This is a genomic window from Roseinatronobacter bogoriensis DSM 18756 (genome assembly GCF_004366635.1).
Lineage (GTDB): Bacteria > Pseudomonadota > Alphaproteobacteria > Rhodobacterales > Rhodobacteraceae > Roseinatronobacter > Roseinatronobacter bogoriensis.
Map to the genome: position 1 here is coordinate 132,619 of NZ_SORN01000003.1, position 17,080 is coordinate 149,698.

Annotated in this window: 15 protein-coding genes; 13 read left to right on the plus strand and 2 right to left on the minus strand. The window is 63.0% G+C overall.

The features are described from left to right. Positions 1-411 precede the first annotated feature (411 nt). Genes EV660_RS08875 through EV660_RS08935 form a run of 13 tightly spaced genes read left to right on the plus strand, consistent with a single transcriptional unit; the run spans position 412 to position 14,621 of the window. Positions 412-825, plus strand: a complete 414-nt coding sequence (locus tag EV660_RS08875) for an NADH-quinone oxidoreductase subunit A (RefSeq protein WP_071479834.1) — start codon at positions 412-414, stop codon at positions 823-825. Further along, the gene (locus EV660_RS08880) at positions 822-1,424 is read left to right on the plus strand and encodes an NADH-quinone oxidoreductase subunit B (protein WP_071479833.1); all 603 of its coding nucleotides are present in this window, start codon (positions 822-824) and stop codon (positions 1,422-1,424) included. The genes EV660_RS08875 and EV660_RS08880 overlap by 4 nt, the downstream gene beginning before the upstream one ends. Continuing rightward, positions 1,421-3,199, plus strand: coding sequence for an NADH-quinone oxidoreductase subunit C/D (gene nuoC, locus EV660_RS08885; protein ID WP_071479832.1), 1,779 nt, complete (start codon positions 1,421-1,423; stop codon positions 3,197-3,199). The genes EV660_RS08880 and nuoC overlap by 4 nt, the downstream gene beginning before the upstream one ends. Next, positions 3,196-3,672 (plus strand): NADH-quinone oxidoreductase subunit NuoE, encoded by a 477-nt coding sequence (gene nuoE, locus EV660_RS08890; RefSeq protein ID WP_071479831.1) that lies wholly within the window; start codon positions 3,196-3,198, stop codon positions 3,670-3,672. The genes nuoC and nuoE overlap by 4 nt, the downstream gene beginning before the upstream one ends. Further along, on the plus strand, positions 3,669-4,979 hold the full coding sequence (locus tag EV660_RS08895) for a complex I 51 kDa subunit family protein (protein WP_071479830.1): 1,311 nt from the start codon (positions 3,669-3,671) through the stop codon (positions 4,977-4,979). The genes nuoE and EV660_RS08895 overlap by 4 nt, the downstream gene beginning before the upstream one ends. Beyond that, positions 4,976-7,585 (plus strand): NADH-quinone oxidoreductase subunit NuoG, encoded by a 2,610-nt coding sequence (gene nuoG, locus EV660_RS08900; RefSeq protein WP_071479829.1) that lies wholly within the window; start codon positions 4,976-4,978, stop codon positions 7,583-7,585. Before EV660_RS08895 ends, nuoG begins: the two co-directional genes overlap by 4 nt. After that, positions 7,582-8,544: an NADH-quinone oxidoreductase subunit NuoH gene (nuoH, locus tag EV660_RS08905; RefSeq protein ID WP_071479828.1), complete on the plus strand. Its 963-nt coding sequence runs from the start codon at positions 7,582-7,584 to the stop codon at positions 8,542-8,544. The genes nuoG and nuoH overlap by 4 nt, the downstream gene beginning before the upstream one ends. Beyond that, a complete protein-coding gene (gene nuoI / locus EV660_RS08910) occupies positions 8,541-9,047 on the plus strand; it encodes an NADH-quinone oxidoreductase subunit NuoI (protein WP_071479827.1) in 507 nt (168 codons plus the stop codon). The genes nuoH and nuoI overlap by 4 nt, the downstream gene beginning before the upstream one ends. Next, on the plus strand, positions 9,044-9,562 hold the full coding sequence (locus EV660_RS08915; RefSeq protein ID WP_071479826.1) for an NADH-quinone oxidoreductase subunit J family protein: 519 nt from the start codon (positions 9,044-9,046) through the stop codon (positions 9,560-9,562). Before nuoI ends, EV660_RS08915 begins: the two co-directional genes overlap by 4 nt. Then, positions 9,559-9,858, plus strand: coding sequence for an NADH-quinone oxidoreductase subunit NuoK (nuoK, locus tag EV660_RS08920; protein WP_071479825.1), 300 nt, complete (start codon positions 9,559-9,561; stop codon positions 9,856-9,858). The genes EV660_RS08915 and nuoK overlap by 4 nt, the downstream gene beginning before the upstream one ends. A gap of 4 nt (positions 9,859-9,862) precedes the next feature. Beyond that, complete coding sequence (locus EV660_RS08925; RefSeq protein ID WP_071479824.1) at positions 9,863-11,815, plus strand: NADH-quinone oxidoreductase subunit 5 family protein; 1,953 nt, start codon at positions 9,863-9,865, stop codon at positions 11,813-11,815. Beyond that, positions 11,806-13,263, plus strand: a complete 1,458-nt coding sequence (locus tag EV660_RS08930) for a complex I subunit 4 family protein (protein WP_071481915.1) — start codon at positions 11,806-11,808, stop codon at positions 13,261-13,263. Before EV660_RS08925 ends, EV660_RS08930 begins: the two co-directional genes overlap by 10 nt. Further along, positions 13,260-14,621 carry an NADH-quinone oxidoreductase subunit N gene (locus EV660_RS08935; protein ID WP_071479823.1) on the plus strand — a complete coding sequence of 454 codons (1,362 nt, stop codon included), beginning with the start codon at positions 13,260-13,262 and terminating at the stop codon, positions 14,619-14,621. Before EV660_RS08930 ends, EV660_RS08935 begins: the two co-directional genes overlap by 4 nt. 136 nt (positions 14,622-14,757) lie before the next feature. Here the strand turns inward: EV660_RS08935 and EV660_RS08940 are convergent, their stop codons facing one another. Next, positions 14,758-15,636, minus strand: coding sequence for a 2-oxo acid dehydrogenase subunit E2 (locus EV660_RS08940; RefSeq protein WP_071479822.1), 879 nt, complete (start codon positions 15,634-15,636; stop codon positions 14,758-14,760). Positions 15,637-15,648: 12 nt separating this feature from the next. Then, complete coding sequence (locus EV660_RS08945; protein WP_071479821.1) at positions 15,649-17,073, minus strand: NAD-dependent succinate-semialdehyde dehydrogenase; 1,425 nt, start codon at positions 17,071-17,073, stop codon at positions 15,649-15,651. Positions 17,074-17,080: the final 7 nt, after the last annotated feature.

Genomic DNA, 17,080 nt, shown 5'->3' on the forward strand with positions numbered 1-17,080 from the left:
TTTATTCAACGTAACCTTGGCGGAGCTTTTGTAGCGGCAACGCATTTCACATGCGGGGCAAGCGTAGCAATTTCTGCAAGCCATTCATGTCGTTTCAGACACGGCAAGTTTTCTGCCAGATCAGGTTCCGTTCTCTTGTCGTTTTCAGTCCGTCCCGGTCACCCGGGCGATCTGGCGCGCACATCTTTGAAGCACTGTGATACCACCCAAAAATCAACTGAAAGCAGAACGCCAAAACGCCGCGAATGCGCTTCTGGTATACCTTTGTGTGCCAAATTTTACCAAAGTTTCAGTAACTTAATTTGATCTGGGTCAACGTGCGGCCATTGGAGACCTGTCATTCAAGCCAAGCTGACCTCGCGGAGAGCGCAAGTCTTTTCCCCGTGAGACTTCTCGAAAAAGGAGCGCGAAGTGACGGAGGCATTGTTTGGTTTGGACCCACGAACCGCGCTCGCGATTCATGTGGTGGCCGCGATTCTGACAGTGGCTGCGGTGATGGGCGTGGCGAAGCTGCTGCGAACTCCGGGGCGGGCAAAAGACCGCTGGGGCGTCTATGAAAGCGGTGCGCCAGCTGACGCTGCCGCCAATGCGCCGGTTCCTGCGTCATACTTCCAGATCGCAGCCTTTTTCGTCATTTTCGATTTTGAAGCGGCACTTCTTTACACTTGGGCGCTGACCGCTGTGGAGGCAGGCACAGCCGGGCTGGTCGCGGCTGGGATCTTCATCGGCGCGTTGTTGTTGGCGTTGCTTTATCTGTGGCTCGACGGGGCGCTGGATGTGGGTGCGCGGCCAGAAGGGTCTGCAAAGCCGGAGGGCGCAGGATGACCACGCCACGTTTTGAATTGCCGCCCGGTGTAGCGATGGCGCAGGGGCAGATGTTCGCGCGTCTTGATGATCTGGTTGCATGGTCGCGCAAAAACAGCCTATGGCCGTTCAATTTCGGCCTGTCATGCTGCTATGTGGAAATGGCCACAGCGCTCACGCCGGTTTTCGATCAGGCGCGTTTCGGGGCAGAGGTCATCCGTTCCACCCCGCGTCAGGCCGATCTGCTGATCGTGTCGGGAACTGTGTTCACCAAGATGGCCGCCCCGCTGAAGCGCCTTTATGAACAGATGCGAGAGCCGCGCTGGGTGATCTCGATGGGGGCCTGCGCCAATTCGGGGGGGATGTATGACATCTATTCCGTGGTGCAGGGTGTCGACAGCTTTCTTCCCGTCGATGTCTATATCCCCGGCTGCCCGCCGCGCCCCGAACAGCTGCTTGATGCCATGATCCTGCTGCAACAAAAGGCAGGAACGCAGCGCCGCCCGCTTGGCATTACATTGGGGGATGCGTCCGCAGCCTTTGACCCGCAACCGCGCAAGACGATCCGGCATCTGGACCGCACCTCTATCACCCGCCTTGATGATCCGGAGGCCCCATGACCAGCGCCGCCCCGCATGTCAAGGCCGCCCCGGCGGCCGACGATCCCGTTGCCAGCCTGCGCGCGCGCTTCGGAGATGCGATCGTGACCGAACAGGGCACGGGCGAAGGCTTCCCCGTGCTTTGGGTCACGCCAGAGGCATGGCTTCGTGTGCATGCCCATCTGCGCGATACGGTGCCGCAGCCCTATACGCTGCTGGCCGATCTTTGGGGCATTGACGAGACCGCGCGCCAGCATCGCGGCGGGCAGCCCGCTTCGGGGGTGACGCTGGCGAGTCATCTGATCTCAATAGAGCGTAACAGCGATATACGGCTGAAATGTGCTTGTGACACTGATGCGCCACGCGCACCCACGCTGACGGGGGTCTACCCCGGTGCGGACTGGTACGAGCGCGAGGCCTGGGACATGTTCGGCATCCGCTTCGACGGGCGCGACAGCCATCGCCGCATCCTGATGCCGCAGGATTGGCAGGGCCACCCGCTGCGCAAGTCCCATCATGCCCGCGCAACCGAAAAAGACCCGTTCGTGATGACGCGCGAAAGCTTCAACGCGACCGAAGCCGCGAACCAGCTTGACCCCGAAGCGCTTGGCCTGCCGCTACAGCGCGACGGCGTGGAATTGATGGTGCTGAATTTCGGCCCGCATCACCCGTCCACACATGGGGTATTCCGCATCCTGCTGGGGCTGGATGGCGAGGAAATCGTCTGGGCCTATCCCGATATCGGGTATCACCATCGCGGCGCCGAGAAGATGGCCGAACGCCAGACGTGGCATGGCTTCATCCCCTATACTGACCGGATCGACTATCTGGGCGGCGTAATCTCGGAAATGCCCTATCTTCTGGCGGTCGAGCAGCTTTGCGGGATCGAGGTGCCAGCGCGGGCGCAATGTATCCGCGTGATGCTGTCGGAATTCTTCCGCATCACCTCGCACCTATTGTTTTACGGCACATTGGCGCAGGACACGGGCGCGATGTCGCCGGTCTTTTATATGTTCGTTGACCGCGAACGCGCCTATAAGGTCATTCAGGCGATCACCGGCGCACGCATGCATCCGGCGTTTTTCCGCATCGGTGGCGTGGCAATGGACCTTCCTGCCGGCTGGCAAGGACTGGTGCGCGACTTCCTCGACTGGATGCCCGCACGGCTGGATGATTACGAGCGGCAGGCGATGAATTCCGAACTGTTCCGCATCCGCACGCAAGGCGTGGCGCGCTACGGGGTCGAGACCTGTCTGAAATACTCCGTCACCGGACCGCATCTGCGCGCGGCAGGGCTGGCGTGGGACATGCGCAAGCTGCGGCCCTATTCGGGCTATGAAAATTATGATTTTGATGTGCCGACGCGGACCGAGGGCGATTGCTATGCGCGCACATGGGTGCGCGCGCAGGAAATGCGCGAGAGCCTCAAGATCATTCGCCAATGCCTCGAAAATATGCCTACAGGTCCGATCAAGGCCGATCATCCGCTGGCCTTTCCGCCACCGCGCGGCAACACGCTGCAAGATATCGAAACGCTGATCCACCATTTCAGCGGTACGGCTTACGGCACGCACGTACCCGTGGGCGAGGCAACAGGGCAGGTCGAATCTGCGCGTGGTTTCACGCAGTATTCCATCATCTCGGACGGGGATGGGCGCAGCTATCGCACCCGTATCCGCACGCCGAGTTTCGCCAATCTCCAACCCATCGCCGAGGTGGCACCGGGCATGACGGTCGCCGATTTCGTTATCTACCTCGCTTCAATCGATCATGTCATGTCGGATGTGGACAAATGACCCTTTCAGCCGATCTTCGTTCCGAGATTACCCATGCGATGGATCATCATGGCGGCCCGCGCGCCGCGATGCTTGAATCGCTGCGCATGATCCAGCAGGCTCATGGTTGGGTCTGTGATGCGCATCTGGAAGAAGCGGCGGCCCTGCTGGGCGTGACGACCGCCGAGATGGAAGATATCGCGACCTTCTACAGCCTGATCTTTCGTCAGCCCGTGGGTGAGCGGCTGATCCTGCTTTGCGACGGTGCGTCCTGCTATCTGAACGGTGGCGAAGACGTGCGCGATGCAGTCATGGCGCGGCTGGGCATCGGCTTTGGCCAGACCACGCCGGACGGAAAATACACGCTGATCAATATCTGCTGTGTGGGGGGCTGTGACCACGCGCCTGCGGCCGTGATCGGGCGCGACCGCAAGCTGGTCGGTCCCCTGACGCCCGAAACCATCGACGAGATATTGGGGGAGGCCGCGCTATGAATGAGCACAAACCCCTGACCGGGCGTGCGCGCCCTGACCGTAGTCCCCACACGCTGGAAGAATGGCGCAAGCTTGGGGGCTATGCGGCAGTGGAGCGCGGGCTGAAGGCACTCAGCCCCGAACAAGTGCTCGACATGGTTGATGACGCCAATCTCAACGGGCGCGGCGGCGCAGGGTTTCCGGCGGCGAAGAAATGGCGATTCATGCCCAAGCCCGGCCAGTCGCCCGGCGATGGGCCGTCCTACTTCATCGTCAATGGCGACGAGATGGAGCCGGGTGCCTTCAAGGACCGTATCTTGCTTGAAGCGGTGCCGCATCAGCTGATCGAAGGTGCGATCCTTGCGGCCTATGCGACCCACTCCAGCGAGATCATCGTGTTGATCCGCGACGCATATCGCGACGCAATCGCCAATGTCACTCGCGCCATCGCCGAGGCGGAAGCAGCCGGCTATTTGGGCCGCAACGTTCTGGGCTCGGGCTTTGACGTAAAGATGTGGGTCCACCCCTCGGCGGGCCGCTATATTGTGGGCGAGGAAACCGCGCTGATCGAGGCGCTGGAAGGTAAGCGCGCCGTGCCGCGCAAACGCCCGCCCTTTCCGGCGCAATCGGGGCTGTGGGGGCGACCGACGACGGTCAACAATGTCGAAACCGTGTCCTGCGTGTCGCATATCGTGGCCAATGGCGCGCAGTGGTTCCGCGCCCTGTCGCGCACCGAGGAGGGCGGCACGAAGGTTTTCGGCGTGTCGGGCCGTGTCAATCGCCCCGGCATTATCGAGGCCCCGATGGGCACCCCGGCGGGTGAGTTGATCGAACAGGCGGGCGGGGTGTCAGGCACTGGCGTCTTGCGGTGTTTCCAGCCCGGTGGCGGCGCCTCGGGCTTTCTGGAGCCTGACGCGCTCGATGTGCCGCTGGATTTCGGCAATGTCGCGAAGGCGGGCAGCATGTTCGGCACCGGCACAATGATCGTGCTGGATCAATCCGCCTGCCCGCTGGCAGTGATCGCGCGGCATATGGCGTTTTATGCGCGTGAAAGCTGTGGCTGGTGCACGCCCTGCCGCGATGGTCTGCCCTGGGTGGCGCAGATCATGATGCGTCTGGAGCGCGGCGAGGGCCGGATGGAAGACCTCGATGTGCTGCGCGAGACGGTCGCTATCGCTGGCCCGCGCGGACGGACCTTCTGCGACCTGATGGGCGGCGCGATGGCCCCACTCGGTTCGGGTCTGGCCCGGTTTGGCGATCTGTTCGAGGCCCATGTGCGCGAAGGGTGCTGCCCCATCGCACGCGAATATGGAAGGAGCGCCGCATGACCCGCATCCGCATAGAGGTTGATGGCAAGGCGCTTGAGGTGGCACCGGGGCAGGATCTGCTGTCGGCCTGTACGCACGAAGGCGTGCAGATCCCGCATTTCTGCTGGCATGACGCGCTTGGCTCGGTCGGCGCGTGCAGGCTGTGCGCGGTGCGTGTCCATGACGGCCCGGAAGACCGCGAAGGCCGCATCGAGATGGCCTGCATGACCCCTGCGACCGAGGGCCAGCGCGTCAGTATTGCCGACCCGGAAGCCGCCGAGATGCGCGCGCATGTCATCGAATGGCTGATGCGCAGCCACCCCCATGATTGCGCCGTGTGCGAAGAGGGTGGCGCGTGTCATCTGCAAGATATGACCGTGGCCAGCGGCCATCACAAACGCCGCTATGACGGCCCCAAGCGCACGCATAGCAATCAGGATCTGGGGCCGCTGCTGACGCATGAGATGAATCGCTGCATCGCCTGCTATCGCTGCACGCGGTTCTATCGCGGCTATGCGGGTGGGCGTGATCTGGATGTGATGGGCGCGCATGACCGGGTGTATTTCGGGCGCTATGAGGATGGCCCGCTTGACAGCCCCTTCGCGGGCAATCTGGCCGAGGTCTGCCCGACTGGCGTGTTCAATGACAAGGGCTGGTCGCGCGACTATGCGCGCAAATGGGACATGGCGGCAACACCGTCGATCTGCACACAATGTTCGGTCGGCTGCAATATCTTTGCCGCTGAACGTGGCGGGCGCCTGCGGCGGTTGCAAAACCGCTATAACGGTGCGGTCAACGGGCATTTCCTGTGTGACCGAGGCCGGTTTGGCGCGCTGCATCTGCCCGAAGGCGCGCGTCTGCACGCGCCGCAGATCAGCGCAGAACCTGTGGCGCAGGACGCCGCGATTGAAGCAGCACGCCGCGCGATCAAGGCTGGCGCGGTTGCCATCGCCTCGCCCCGCGCGACATTGGAGACGGTCTTTGCCCTGCGCCATCTGGTCGGCGCGGAGCGGCTTTTCGCCGCGGTCCCGCAGGTCGAGATGGGCAGTGTCGCGCGCATGGCGGGGCTTTTGGCGCAGCACGGCGCACAGCCGCTGCATACGCTGGAGCATTGCGACGCGGCGTTGGTTCTGGGTGAGGATCTGACCGGCACGGCCCCGCGCGCAGCCCTTGAGCTGCGCCAGATGGCGCGGAATGCCGCCCTTGCGCTGGCGGGGGAGAAGGGCGTGCCAGACTGGCTCGACAATGCCGCGCGGGTGGCGGGCGAGGGGCGGCGCAGCCCCATTGCGCTGGTCACGGTGCTGCCCGATGCGCTGGATGACATCGCCGCATGGCCCCTGCGCCGCGCCCCGGACGAGATCGCGGCGTTCGGCCATGCCATCGCGGCCGCGCTGCGCGGCGAAGATGCCGCATCCGAGGCGCAGGCCATAGCCGATGCGCTGGCGCAGGCCAAGGCCCCGGCGCTGATCGCGGGCTTTGGCGCTGGGCGGCCCGAGATACTGGAGGCGATTGCCGCGATTGCGGCGGCCCTGACCGGGCGCGCGCGCTTGTTCCTGTTCCCGCCCGAGGTCAATTCTATGGGCCTTGCGCTAAGCGGTCTTGACGGGCTGGAAGGCGCGCTGGCCGCAGTTGAAAGTGGCGCAGCCCGCACTTTAATCATCGCCGAGGCGGATCTGGCCGAACGCGCCGACCCGACGTTGGTGGACCGTCTGCTGGACACCGCAGATACTGTCATCGTTCTGGACAGCCACGCCACGCGGTTGACGGAGCGCGCAACGATCCTTCTGCCAGTGGCCGATTGGGCGGAAGCGGCGGGAACGGTCGTCAACCATGAGGGCCGCGCGCAGCGTCGCTTCGCGGCCTATCCGACTGCGCTACTGCCTGCATGGCGGGTGACTACCGCGCTCGCGCCGATTGCGCCGGACTGGCAGAACCTTGATGATGTGTTGTCCGCTATGGCACTGGCGCTGCCGCAACTGGCGGGCGCACGCGACGCGGCCCCGGATGCAGCGAGCCGCCTGCCGCTGGGCGCTGTGGCGCGGGCCGGATGGCGACAGGCAGGGCGCACGGCGCATGACCAGACCGGCGGCGTGATCCGCCATGCCCCGCAAACCGATGGCGACAGCGCGCTGGCCTTTTCGATGGAAGGGGTGCAGGGCGCAGAGGTGCCGCCTGCGCTGCGCACGAGTTATGCCGTTGCCGGGCTGCATTCAGCCTCTGCCGCGCCGTTTGTTACTGTGGCCAATGGTGGCGCGCTGAAAGCGGGCGATCCGGGCGTTGATGTTCTGACGGGTTTTGTCGGGCCGGATGCCGCGCCTGCCTTTGCCCTGACAGGCGAGGGGCTGATCCCGCTGGCGCTGCACGATCCCTTTGTCGGGGATGAGGTTGGTCGCCGCGCGGAATTTCTCGCGCAGCGTTACGAGGAGGCGCAGATCGTCCTGCACCCAGAGGACGCGCAGCGCCTGCATCTGAACGAAAACATGGCGTTAACCCTTGACGGGCAAGCTGTTGGCACGGCCCTGCGCATAGATACCGCAATCCCGCGCGGTCATGTCGGCCTGTCGGCAGGCCGGGTCGCGCCGCGCAATCTTGGCCGCCGTATCAAGATCGGGAGGCAGCAAGAATGAGCATCGCCCTCATAACCCTTTTTTCGGTCATTCTGATCATGGCGCTTCTGGTGGCAGCCGGGGTCTTTACCTGGGTCGAGCGTCGGGGGCTTGGCTTCTTGCAAGAACGCCTTGGCCCCAACCGGGTCGGGCCTTTCGGCTTCCTGCAATGGGTGGCCGATACGGTCAAACTGCTGACCAAGGAAGACGAAGTGCCCCCGGGGGGCGATGCGATCACTTTCCGGCTGGCCCCGGCGCTGGCCGCGATCCCGGTGCTGGCAGGCTTCGGCGTGGTGGCTTTTGGCCCGAACCTGAGCCTTGCCGCGCTGGATATGGGTGTGATTTTCATCCTCGCGATGCTGGCGCTGACGGTCTATGCGATGGTGCTGGGGGCCTGGGCGTCACACAATCGCTATGCACTCTTGGGCGGCTTGCGCGCGGCGGCGCAGATGCTGTCCTATGAGGCGTTTTTCGGCCTGTCGCTGATGGGCGTGGTGATGCTGGCCGGATCCCTGAGCCTTGGCCAGATCGTCGAGGCGCAAAGCGGGGTGTGGTTCTTCATCTTGCAACCGGTCGGCTGCGCGCTGTTCCTGCTGGCCGGGATTGCGGCAGCGCACCGTCTGCCTTTTGATTTGCAGGAATCCGAGCAAGATCTGGTTGCGGGTTTCATGACCGAATATTCCGGCATGAGTTTCGCGCTGTTTTTCCTTGGCGAATATCTGGCGGTCATTCTGGTTTCCGCGTTGGCGGTGACGCTGTTCTTCGGTGGCTGGCTGGGGCCGGTGCTGCCGGGGCCGATCTGGTTCGGGCTGAAGGTCGGGGCGCTGGCGCTGGCCTTTATCTGGATACGGGCGATCCTGCCGCGCCCGCGCTATGACCAACTGGTTGGCTTTGCGTGGAAATGGGGCCTGCCGCTGGCGCTGGTCAATCTGCTGCTGACCGGTGCGCTGGTCGTGATGATCGGAGGGCGTCCGGGATGAAGGGACTTTTCGACAGCCTTTGGCGCGTTGGCCGCAAGCTGACTGCCCCGAAATACACAGAGCAATACCCGGAGGTGAAGCCGGACTTGCCCGCGCGCTACCGCGCCCGGATCGTGCTGACGCGCGACCCTGACGGGCAGGAACGTTGCGTGGCCTGCAACCTGTGTTCGGTGGCCTGCCCGGTCGATTGCATTGACGTGGTCAAGGCCGAAACTGAAGAAGGGCGCTGGTATCCCGAGACCTTCCGCATCAATTTCGCGCGCTGCATCTTTTGCGGCTATTGCGAGGAAGCCTGCCCGACGCAGGCAATCCAGCTTACCCCCGATTTCGAGACTGCCGATTACACCCGCGAAGGGCTGATCCACGACAAGGAAGATCTGCTGATCGCGGGGCAGGGCAAGCAGGCGGGCTACAGCTATTGGGCGGTCGCAGGCAAGGCGGCAGAGGCCGACCAAACCGGCGCGCGAAACGCCCCCGTCAACCTGAAGGATCTGACACCATGAGTTGGGGATTTGCGATATGGGCGGCAACGCTGGCCTTAGCGGCAGCGGTTCTGTCGGTCACACGGGCCTCGGCGGTGCATGCGCTGTTGTTGCTGCTGGCCTCACTTCTGGCGCTGGGGGCCGCGTTCTTTGCCATGTCGGCGAATTTCGCGGGTGTTATCCAGCTGCTGATCTATGCGGGCGCGGTCGTGGCCGTATTCGTCTTTGTGGTGATGACCGTAGACGCAAGCGAGACGGCGATGGCGCATGAACGCAAGCTTTTGCGCAGCGCGTGGCGCTGGCCCGCGCTCTTTGTCGGGTTAAGCGTGATTCCGATCCTGTTTGGCATTGGCGGGGGGGCTATGGACGCGGGCGCACCCGCTGCCGCTGATACCAGAGAATTGGGTCTGTTGCTGTTTGGCGATTGGGGGGTGGCCACCGAACTGGTCGCGCTGATGCTTATTGCAGGCATGATCGGTGTGCGCCATCTGGGCCGCAGCCTTGGCCCACGCTTGCGCGAAAGGGGGCGGGAATGACACCACTCAATATTCTGCTGGTGCTCTCGGCGGGGTTGTTCTTTGCGGGCCTCTTCGGGGTCGCGGCGCGGCGCACCATTCTGATGCAGCTTATTTCGCTGGAAATCATGCTGTCAGGCCCGGCATTGGGCTTTGTTGCTGTCGGGGCCTATCACGGTTCGGTCGAAGGCACAGGCATGTTCCTGATGGTGCTGGGGCTGGCCGCAGCCGAAGTCGCGCTGGGTCTGGCGATCTATCTGCACATGCGCCGCGCGACAGGCGGCGATAGCGATCTTGCACACAGGTTGAGGGGGTAGACACATGCTTGCTTACTTCCTTTTGCTGGTGCCGTTGCCACCGCTGGGCGGGTTCTTGTTACTGGCGCTGGACCCGTATCGACTGGAACGCCGGGCGGTTATGGCTGTGGCCTTGGCCGCAGGCATTGCGCCCTTGGTTTTGTTTCTGCCTGTCGCGCTGGGCTATTTCGCGGGCAGTATTGGCGATACGATCGCCCCTGCCTTCACCCTGAATTTCGGCCAGTTCGAGGTCGCGCTGGCGATGCAGCTTGACGCGCTTAGCGCCATTGCAGCACTGACAGTGACTGTAGTCGCCAGTTGCGTGATGATCTATGCGGCGGATTACATGGCTTCGGCGCGTGTCGCTGACCTGCGCCGCTTCTTTGCGCTGATGAACCTCTTTCTGGCGGGCATGTTGTCAGTGGTCATGGCAGCGGACAGCATCGTGTTCTTCCTTGGGTGGGAGTTGATGGGGCTGTGTTCGTTCTTCCTGATCTCCTACAACATGAATTCGCCACGTGCCTTTGCCGCCGGTCGCAAGGCCTTCGTGATGACACGTATCGCGGATGCCGCGTTGCTGGCGGGTTTGCTTTTGCTTTTCCTCGAAGCGACCTCAGTGCGGATTGCCGATCTGATCCCGGCGGGTCTGGCGGCACCTGAACAGCGCGCGGTAGTGATCGCAGTGTTGCTGCTGGTGGGCGCGCTGGGCAAATCCGCTCAGCTGCCGTTTCAGACATGGTTGCCCACGGCAATGGCCGGGCCAACACCGGTTTCCGCACTTTTGCACTCGGCGACGATGGTGGCCGCAGGCGCGATTCTGCTGATCCGCTTTGCCCCGCTGATAGAGGCGCATCCCGGCGTTGCTGCCGCAACCGCCATCGCAGGCGTTGCAACGGCGGTGTTTGGCGCGCTTTGCGCTGTGGCGCAGACCGATATCAAGCGGCTGTTGGCCTATTCCTCGATCAGTCAGATCGGCTTCATGCTGCTGGCGGTGGGCATGGGCGCACCGGGTGTTGCGATGGCGCATTTCGTGGTGCACGCATTGTTCAAGTCACTGCTGTTCATGTCGGCAGGCGTGTTGTCCCATGCCAGCGGTGGCACAACCGAGATCCGGCGCTTGCGCGGAAGCGCCTATGCTGCGCCGATCAGCTTTGCCACCTATGTGGTGGGCGCGGCCGCACTTGCGGGCTTTCCGATCCTGTCGGCGGGCTGGTGGTCGAAAGAGGCCGTCCTTGGCGCGGCAGTCATGGCAGGCCCGTTTGGCCAATTCCTGTGGCTGGTCGCACTTGGGTCAGCAGCACTGACCGGGGTTTACGCCTACCGTCCTGTCTGGTCTGCGCTGCGCAGCCCTGTCGAACCCCTGCCCGCAATCAAGGAAAACTGGCTGGCCGTGGGCCCCCTGATCTTTCTGGCCACAGCTTCGGTCCTTGGCAGCTTTCTTGTCGGCCCGATCGTGCGGACAATGGGCGGAACGGTCCCACATGCCGGCCTTGGGGTCGAGGTGATGGGCGCTTTGGCCGCGATAGCCGGTCTGATCGGGTCCGTGGTGGTGTCGTTCAGCCCGGTCTGGTCGGCGCGGATCAAGCGCGCCCGCCGTTTGCGCGCAGGGATGCAGATGGATGCAATCTATTATGCCTTCCTCGTGCGGCCCTATCGTCGCGTGGTGCACAAGCTGAGCGGGCGAAATGCCCGGAAAGACACAAGCCACGAGGCTGAAACCGACAGGACAGATGGTGGCATGGGCGACCCGGTGGGCACCGCCACGGTCAATCTGGGGCTGTGGCTGGCGCGTGTCGTAACTGCGCCTTTCGTGCCCGACCGCTTTGATCTGGTGACCATGCGCAGCACGCGCGAGGTGCGCCGCGCAGGCGTCTGGGCCAGACGGTTACAGACGGGTCGGCTCAGGACATATGTGATGGCGATCGCCTTTGGGCTTGGCGTTCTCGTAATTTTGGGATGGGGGATGACATGGGGTTGAGCTTACAGATACTGCTGCCCTTCTTTGGTGGCCTTGCGGTACTCTTTGCGCCCCGTTTCGGGCGCGACATGGAGCGCTGGGGAACAGTCGCAGTCATGGCGCTGACGCTTGTCGTGCTGCTTTATTCCGTCGTGAACGGTGACTCAGGCCGCTGGCTGGCCTTCACCCGGATAGACTGGGCGCCCTCTTTCGGTATTCAGGTATTGCTGGCGATGGACGGGCTGTCGGCGGCGATGCTGGCAATTTCGGCGGGGCTGGGCATCGTATGTGTCTTTGTCTCGTGGCATGTGACGCATCGCTCGGCGATGTATCACGCGGTCATCTGCTGGACCATCGCCACGGCCAATGGGGTGTTCCTGTCCTTTGACCTGCTGGTTTTCGCTTTCTTCTGGGAGTTGATGATTGTCCCCGCCTTTCTGTTGATCGGCCTTTGGGGCCACGGCCAGCGGGAAAGCGCGGCAATGAAGTTTCTGGTCTTTAACGCGGTGGCAGGGCTTGGCCTGTTGGCGGCAGTGTTCTGGATGGGGGCAACCGCGCCCGAGATCACCTTTGACGCTTTCGTACTGGCAGAATCAGACTATGCGACATGGGTGCAGGTGCTGTTGCTTCTGGGCTTTGCACTGGCCTTTATGGTCAAGCTGCCTGTGCCGCCCTTCCATGCCTGGCTGCCTGATGCGCATACGCAGGCCCCTACAGCCGGTTCGATCCTGCTGGCGGGGCTGCTGCTGAAGACCGGGGCCTACGGGCTGTTCCGCTTTCCGCCGCTGCTGTTCCCGGATGGGCTGATGGCGCTTGCGCCCTATGGCATGGCGCTGGGCGCGTTCGGTGTGCTTTATGGGGCGATCCTTGCATGTGGGCAGTTCGACGCGAAGCGCCTGATCGCCTATACCTCGATCTCTCACATGAGCATTGTGTTGATGGGGGTTTGCGGGGGCGTACATTTCGCTCTGGCAGGGGCCGGGGTTGAAATGGTGGCGCATGCCTTCTCGTCCTCGGCGTTGTTCCTGCTGATCGGGGCTTTGCAACAACGCACCGGTACGCGCGACTTGCGCGATCTTGGCGGGCTGCAAAAGACGGCCCCAGCCTTTGCCACATCCTTCGCAGTGTTCTTCGCTGCGGCTCTTGCAATGCCGGGCACTGCAAACTTCTTGGGCGAAGCCTTGGTCATCACCGGCATGTTCCAGGTCAACTGGGCATTCGCGGCCATCGCGCTGCTGTCGCTGATCGTTTCGGTCCTTTATGCGACGCGGCTGATCGGCGCGATTGTCTTTGGCAAACCAAAAGCAGCCACCGCAACCTTCGAAGACCTGAAACCGCATGAATTGTGGCCGATCATCGCATTGGGGGCTGGCACATTGTTTTTCGGCCTGTTCCCCCAGACGCTGGTGGGCTGGCTAAGGCCCGCTGTTGACGCAGCATTGTTGCCACTGGGAGTAGGTGCGCCATGACCGACGGCACAATCTGGTCCATCGCGCCCCTTGCGCTTCTGGGGCTGGCGGCGCTGCTGGCAATGGTCCTGGCCCCGATCCAACCAATGCCACGCGTGCGCCTTGCCGCAGCGATACCGATGGCGATGGCGGTTGTCATCGTGCTGGCCCGGATGCATGGCCCCGAAGCGCCGTTCAGCGTGCTGCTGGCCGATGATGTGCTTGCGCGGCTGGGCACACTTCTTGCGGCCTCAGCGGGGCTTGGGATCGTGGCCTTCACCCGCAGCTTTTGCACAGGGCGCGAAGGGCCTGCGCTGGTGGCCATCGCGGCGGCAGGCGGTGCTGCCCTGGCTTCGGCCAATCATGGTGTGACGTTGTTTCTGGGGCTGGAGCTGACAACCATTCCAATGGTCGCATTGGCGCTGATGCCACGTACCGAAACGGCGGTCGAGGCCGCATACAAGCTGTTTCTTCTTGCCGGTGTCGGGGCGGCGGCGCTGTTGATGGGGCTGGTCTTTGGCTTCGCGGCTTCTGGCAGCCTGCGATTTGATGCTTGGTCGGTTGGGGGACCAGTGGCCGCCATTGGTCTGGCGTTCCTGCTTGTGGGGCTGGCGGTCAAATTCGCGCTGGTGCCGTTTCACATGTGGTCACCTGACCTTTTCGCAGGCGCACCCGCGCCGGTTGGTGCACTGGCAGGGGCAATTTCCAAGGTTGCTGTCGCCATTGCCGCGCTTAGAATTGGGCTGACCATTCCCGCGCCCGAGATATGGGGGCTTGGGTTGTTGTTGGCGGGGGCCGCGGCGGTAGTCTGGGGCAATCTGGCCGCGCTGCGCCAGACCAACCTGATGCGCATGCTTGGCTATTCCAGTGTGGCCCATTCCGGCTATCTGGCGCTGGTGCTTTCTGTCGGTGGCCCGCTTATGGGCGAGACGGTGCTGATCTATGCCGCCAGCTACGCGCCCGCCATTGTCGCAGGCTTTGCTGTGGCCGCGCTGCTTGGCTCGGCCACCCGGCTGGAGGATTTGCGCGGCCTTGTCTGGTCGCATCCGCTTGCAGGCGTCGCGCTTGGGATCGCGCTTTTGTCACTGGCAGGGTTGCCGCCAAGCCTTGGGTTTATCGCGAAGCTCTATCTCTTCTCCAGCCTCGCAGGGGAAGCGGCGTGGGGCGCGCTGATCATTGCCGTCATCGGCTCTACGCTGGGGTTTGCCTATTATATGAGGTTTGCAATCCGTATCTTCACATCGCCGCAGAAGCCCGTTGAGCAAATACCACTAAGCCGCGTGGACGGCACAGCAATGGTTGCATCGGTTGCTCTGATCATTTTGCTTGGCGTCTATCCAGAGCCATTGACCGGCCTTGCAGCGGCGGCACTTCGATAGTCAACGCGGCAGGAAACGCAGACGAACCCGCCCGAATGCCCGCCCGAGGACCGGCGGCGCTTTCGGGCTTGGTTTCCGTGCATCCAGCAGACAATTGCCGCCTTCCCTGAAATTGTGGCCTGAAGCCCTGCGCCCCTTAGACCATCATCTGGCGCGGGTCTTTGATGATCTGTGTAAGGTGGTTCATGAATCTTGCGGCATCTGCGCCATTGAGGGCGCGGTGATCGTAGCTCAGGTCCAGCGGGGCCATGGGAACGGGTTGCGGGGTGGTGCCATCCCATTGGGTGACGATCTCGGTCCGGGTGATGCCAAGGATGGCCAGTTCGGGCGGGTTGACGATCGGGGTAAAGCCAATGCCACCAATGCCGCCAAGATTGCTGATGGTCATGGACGCGCCGCCCATCTCGTCGGGTTTGATCTTGCGTGCCTGCGCGCGGGCAGCCAAATCTGCCAGGTCGGCAGCGATCTCCCACAATCCTTTGGTGTCTGCATTGCGGATGACAGGCACCATAAGCCCGTGGGGTGTGTCCACCGCGATGCCGATATGGACATAGTCCTTCAGGATCAGGGTTTTCCCATCTGCGGACAGGGATGCATTGAAGCGCGGAAAAGCGCGCAGGCAATGTGCCAGCGCCGCAATCTGGAAGACCAGCGTTGTCAGTTTCAATCCGCGCGCCTGTGCCTCGGGCTTCAGCGTCTCGCGCAATGTATTGACCGCGCGCAGATCGGCGCGGTCGTGATGGGTCACTTGCGGAATCAGCGCATTGGCCGCGCCAAGATTGGTGGCGGCGACTTGTGCAAAGCGGCTCATCGGCTCGTGGGTTACAGGGCCATAGGCGGCATGGTCCACATCCCAGTAGCTGGTATCGCCCGCGGGCGCGCTGGCGGGTGCGGATGCGCCCAGATCTTCCGGTCCCATTGTCTTGCGCCCCAACGCGCGGGCGCGGGCGACAATATCGACGCCCTGCTCAAGGGCTTTGCGCCGCGTGCTGGGGCTTGCGATAACCTCTGACATGTCTGCGCCCCCTTACCAACTGGCCGAGATATATTGTGTTTCCATGAATTCCAGCATCCCCTCATGCCCGCCTTCGCGCCCAAGCCCCGATTGCTTGGTCCCGCCAAAGGGGGCTGCCGGGTCGCTGACAAGGCCACGGTTCAGCCCCACCATGCCGTAGTCCAGCCGTTCACACGCTTGCAGCGCGCGCTTGAAGTCGCCCGAGAAGACATAGGCCACCAGCCCGTATTCGGTGGCATTGGCGCGGGTGATGACATCTTCCTGATCGGTAAAGGTCTGGATGGCCGCGACTGGCCCGAAGATTTCGTCATGCACGCAATCGGCATCCTCCGGCACATTCGACAGCACTGTGGGCGGGTAGAAATACCCTGTGACATCCGGCACCACACCGCCGCATTCCAGCCTTGCGCCCTTGGCAAGTGCATCGGCCACGAATTCGGCCACCTTGTCGCGCGTGGCGGCATTGACCAGCGGCCCGACATCAACACTCGGGTCCGTGCCATCGCCCACCATCAAGGCCGACATGGCTGCTGTCAGGCGGCGGGTGAATTCTGGCGCGATCTTCTCATGCACATAAATCCGGTTTGCGGCGGTGCAGGCCTCGCCCAGATTGCGCATCTTGGCCAGCATGGTGCCTTCAATGGCCACATCCATATTGGCATCATCAAACACGATCACGGGCGCATTGCCGCCCAGTTCCATTGCCGGTTTCAAGACCTGATCGGCAGCCCCTTTCAGCAATGTGCGGCCCACGCCGGTCGATCCGGTAAAACTGACCACGCGCACGCGGGGATCATGCAGCATATGGTCCACCAATGCGCCGGTTTTCTTGGAGGGCAGCACATTGACCAGCCCCGCAGGCACGCCCGCTTCTTCCAGAAGCGGCATCAGCGCCAGCATCGTCAGCGGCGTTTCCGACGCAGGCTTGATGATGACCGCGCAGCCTGCCGCCAAGGCTGGCGCAATCTTGCGCGTGCCCATCGCCGCAGGATAATTCCACGGCGTGATCAGCACCGCCAGCCCCGCTGGCTTGTGCTGCACCATGATGCGCGCGCCGGAACTGGGCGCATGCGTGATCAGCCCGTCGGCGCGCACGGCCTCTTCGGCAAACCAGCGGAAGAATTCGGCAGCGTAAGTCGCCTCGCCCATCGCATCCGCGCGGGCCTTGCCGTTTTCCAGCGTGATCAGCCGGGCGAAATGGTCCAGTCGCGCGGTCATCAACTCCCAAGCGCGGCGCAACACTTCTGAGCGCTGGCGGGGCGTGCGTGCGGCCCATTCCACCATTGCAGCCTGTGCTGCATCCAGCGCCTTGTCCGCATCGGAAATGTCAGCAGAGGCGACCGAGGCCAGCACTTGCTCAGTGGCGGGGTTGATCACATCAAACCGCTCCGCCGTTTTGTGCCATGCGCCGTTGATGTAAAGATCGGTGTAATCCATGGGGTCC

Excerpts from the sequence above, each read along its gene's own strand:
- nuoC (WP_071479832.1), top strand. The coding sequence starts at position 1,421 with ATGACCAGCGCCGCCCCGCATGTCAAGGCCGCCCCGGCGGCCGACGAT.
- EV660_RS08930 (WP_071481915.1), top strand. The coding sequence starts at position 11,806 with ATGGGGTTGAGCTTACAGATACTGCTGCCCTTCTTTGGTGGCCTTGCG.
- EV660_RS08895 (WP_071479830.1), top strand. The coding sequence starts at position 3,669 with ATGAATGAGCACAAACCCCTGACCGGGCGTGCGCGCCCTGACCGTAGT.
- nuoE (WP_071479831.1), top strand. The coding sequence starts at position 3,196 with ATGACCCTTTCAGCCGATCTTCGTTCCGAGATTACCCATGCGATGGAT.
- EV660_RS08880 (WP_071479833.1), top strand. The coding sequence starts at position 822 with ATGACCACGCCACGTTTTGAATTGCCGCCCGGTGTAGCGATGGCGCAG.
- EV660_RS08925 (WP_071479824.1), top strand. The coding sequence starts at position 9,863 with ATGCTTGCTTACTTCCTTTTGCTGGTGCCGTTGCCACCGCTGGGCGGG.
- EV660_RS08945 (WP_071479821.1), bottom strand. The coding sequence starts at position 17,073 with ATGGATTACACCGATCTTTACATCAACGGCGCATGGCACAAAACGGCG.
- nuoH (WP_071479828.1), top strand. The coding sequence starts at position 7,582 with ATGAGCATCGCCCTCATAACCCTTTTTTCGGTCATTCTGATCATGGCG.
- EV660_RS08915 (WP_071479826.1), top strand. The coding sequence starts at position 9,044 with ATGAGTTGGGGATTTGCGATATGGGCGGCAACGCTGGCCTTAGCGGCA.
- EV660_RS08935 (WP_071479823.1), top strand. The coding sequence starts at position 13,260 with ATGACCGACGGCACAATCTGGTCCATCGCGCCCCTTGCGCTTCTGGGG.
- nuoI (WP_071479827.1), top strand. The coding sequence starts at position 8,541 with ATGAAGGGACTTTTCGACAGCCTTTGGCGCGTTGGCCGCAAGCTGACT.
- EV660_RS08940 (WP_071479822.1), bottom strand. The coding sequence starts at position 15,636 with ATGTCAGAGGTTATCGCAAGCCCCAGCACGCGGCGCAAAGCCCTTGAG.
- nuoK (WP_071479825.1), top strand. The coding sequence starts at position 9,559 with ATGACACCACTCAATATTCTGCTGGTGCTCTCGGCGGGGTTGTTCTTT.
- nuoG (WP_071479829.1), top strand. The coding sequence starts at position 4,976 with ATGACCCGCATCCGCATAGAGGTTGATGGCAAGGCGCTTGAGGTGGCA.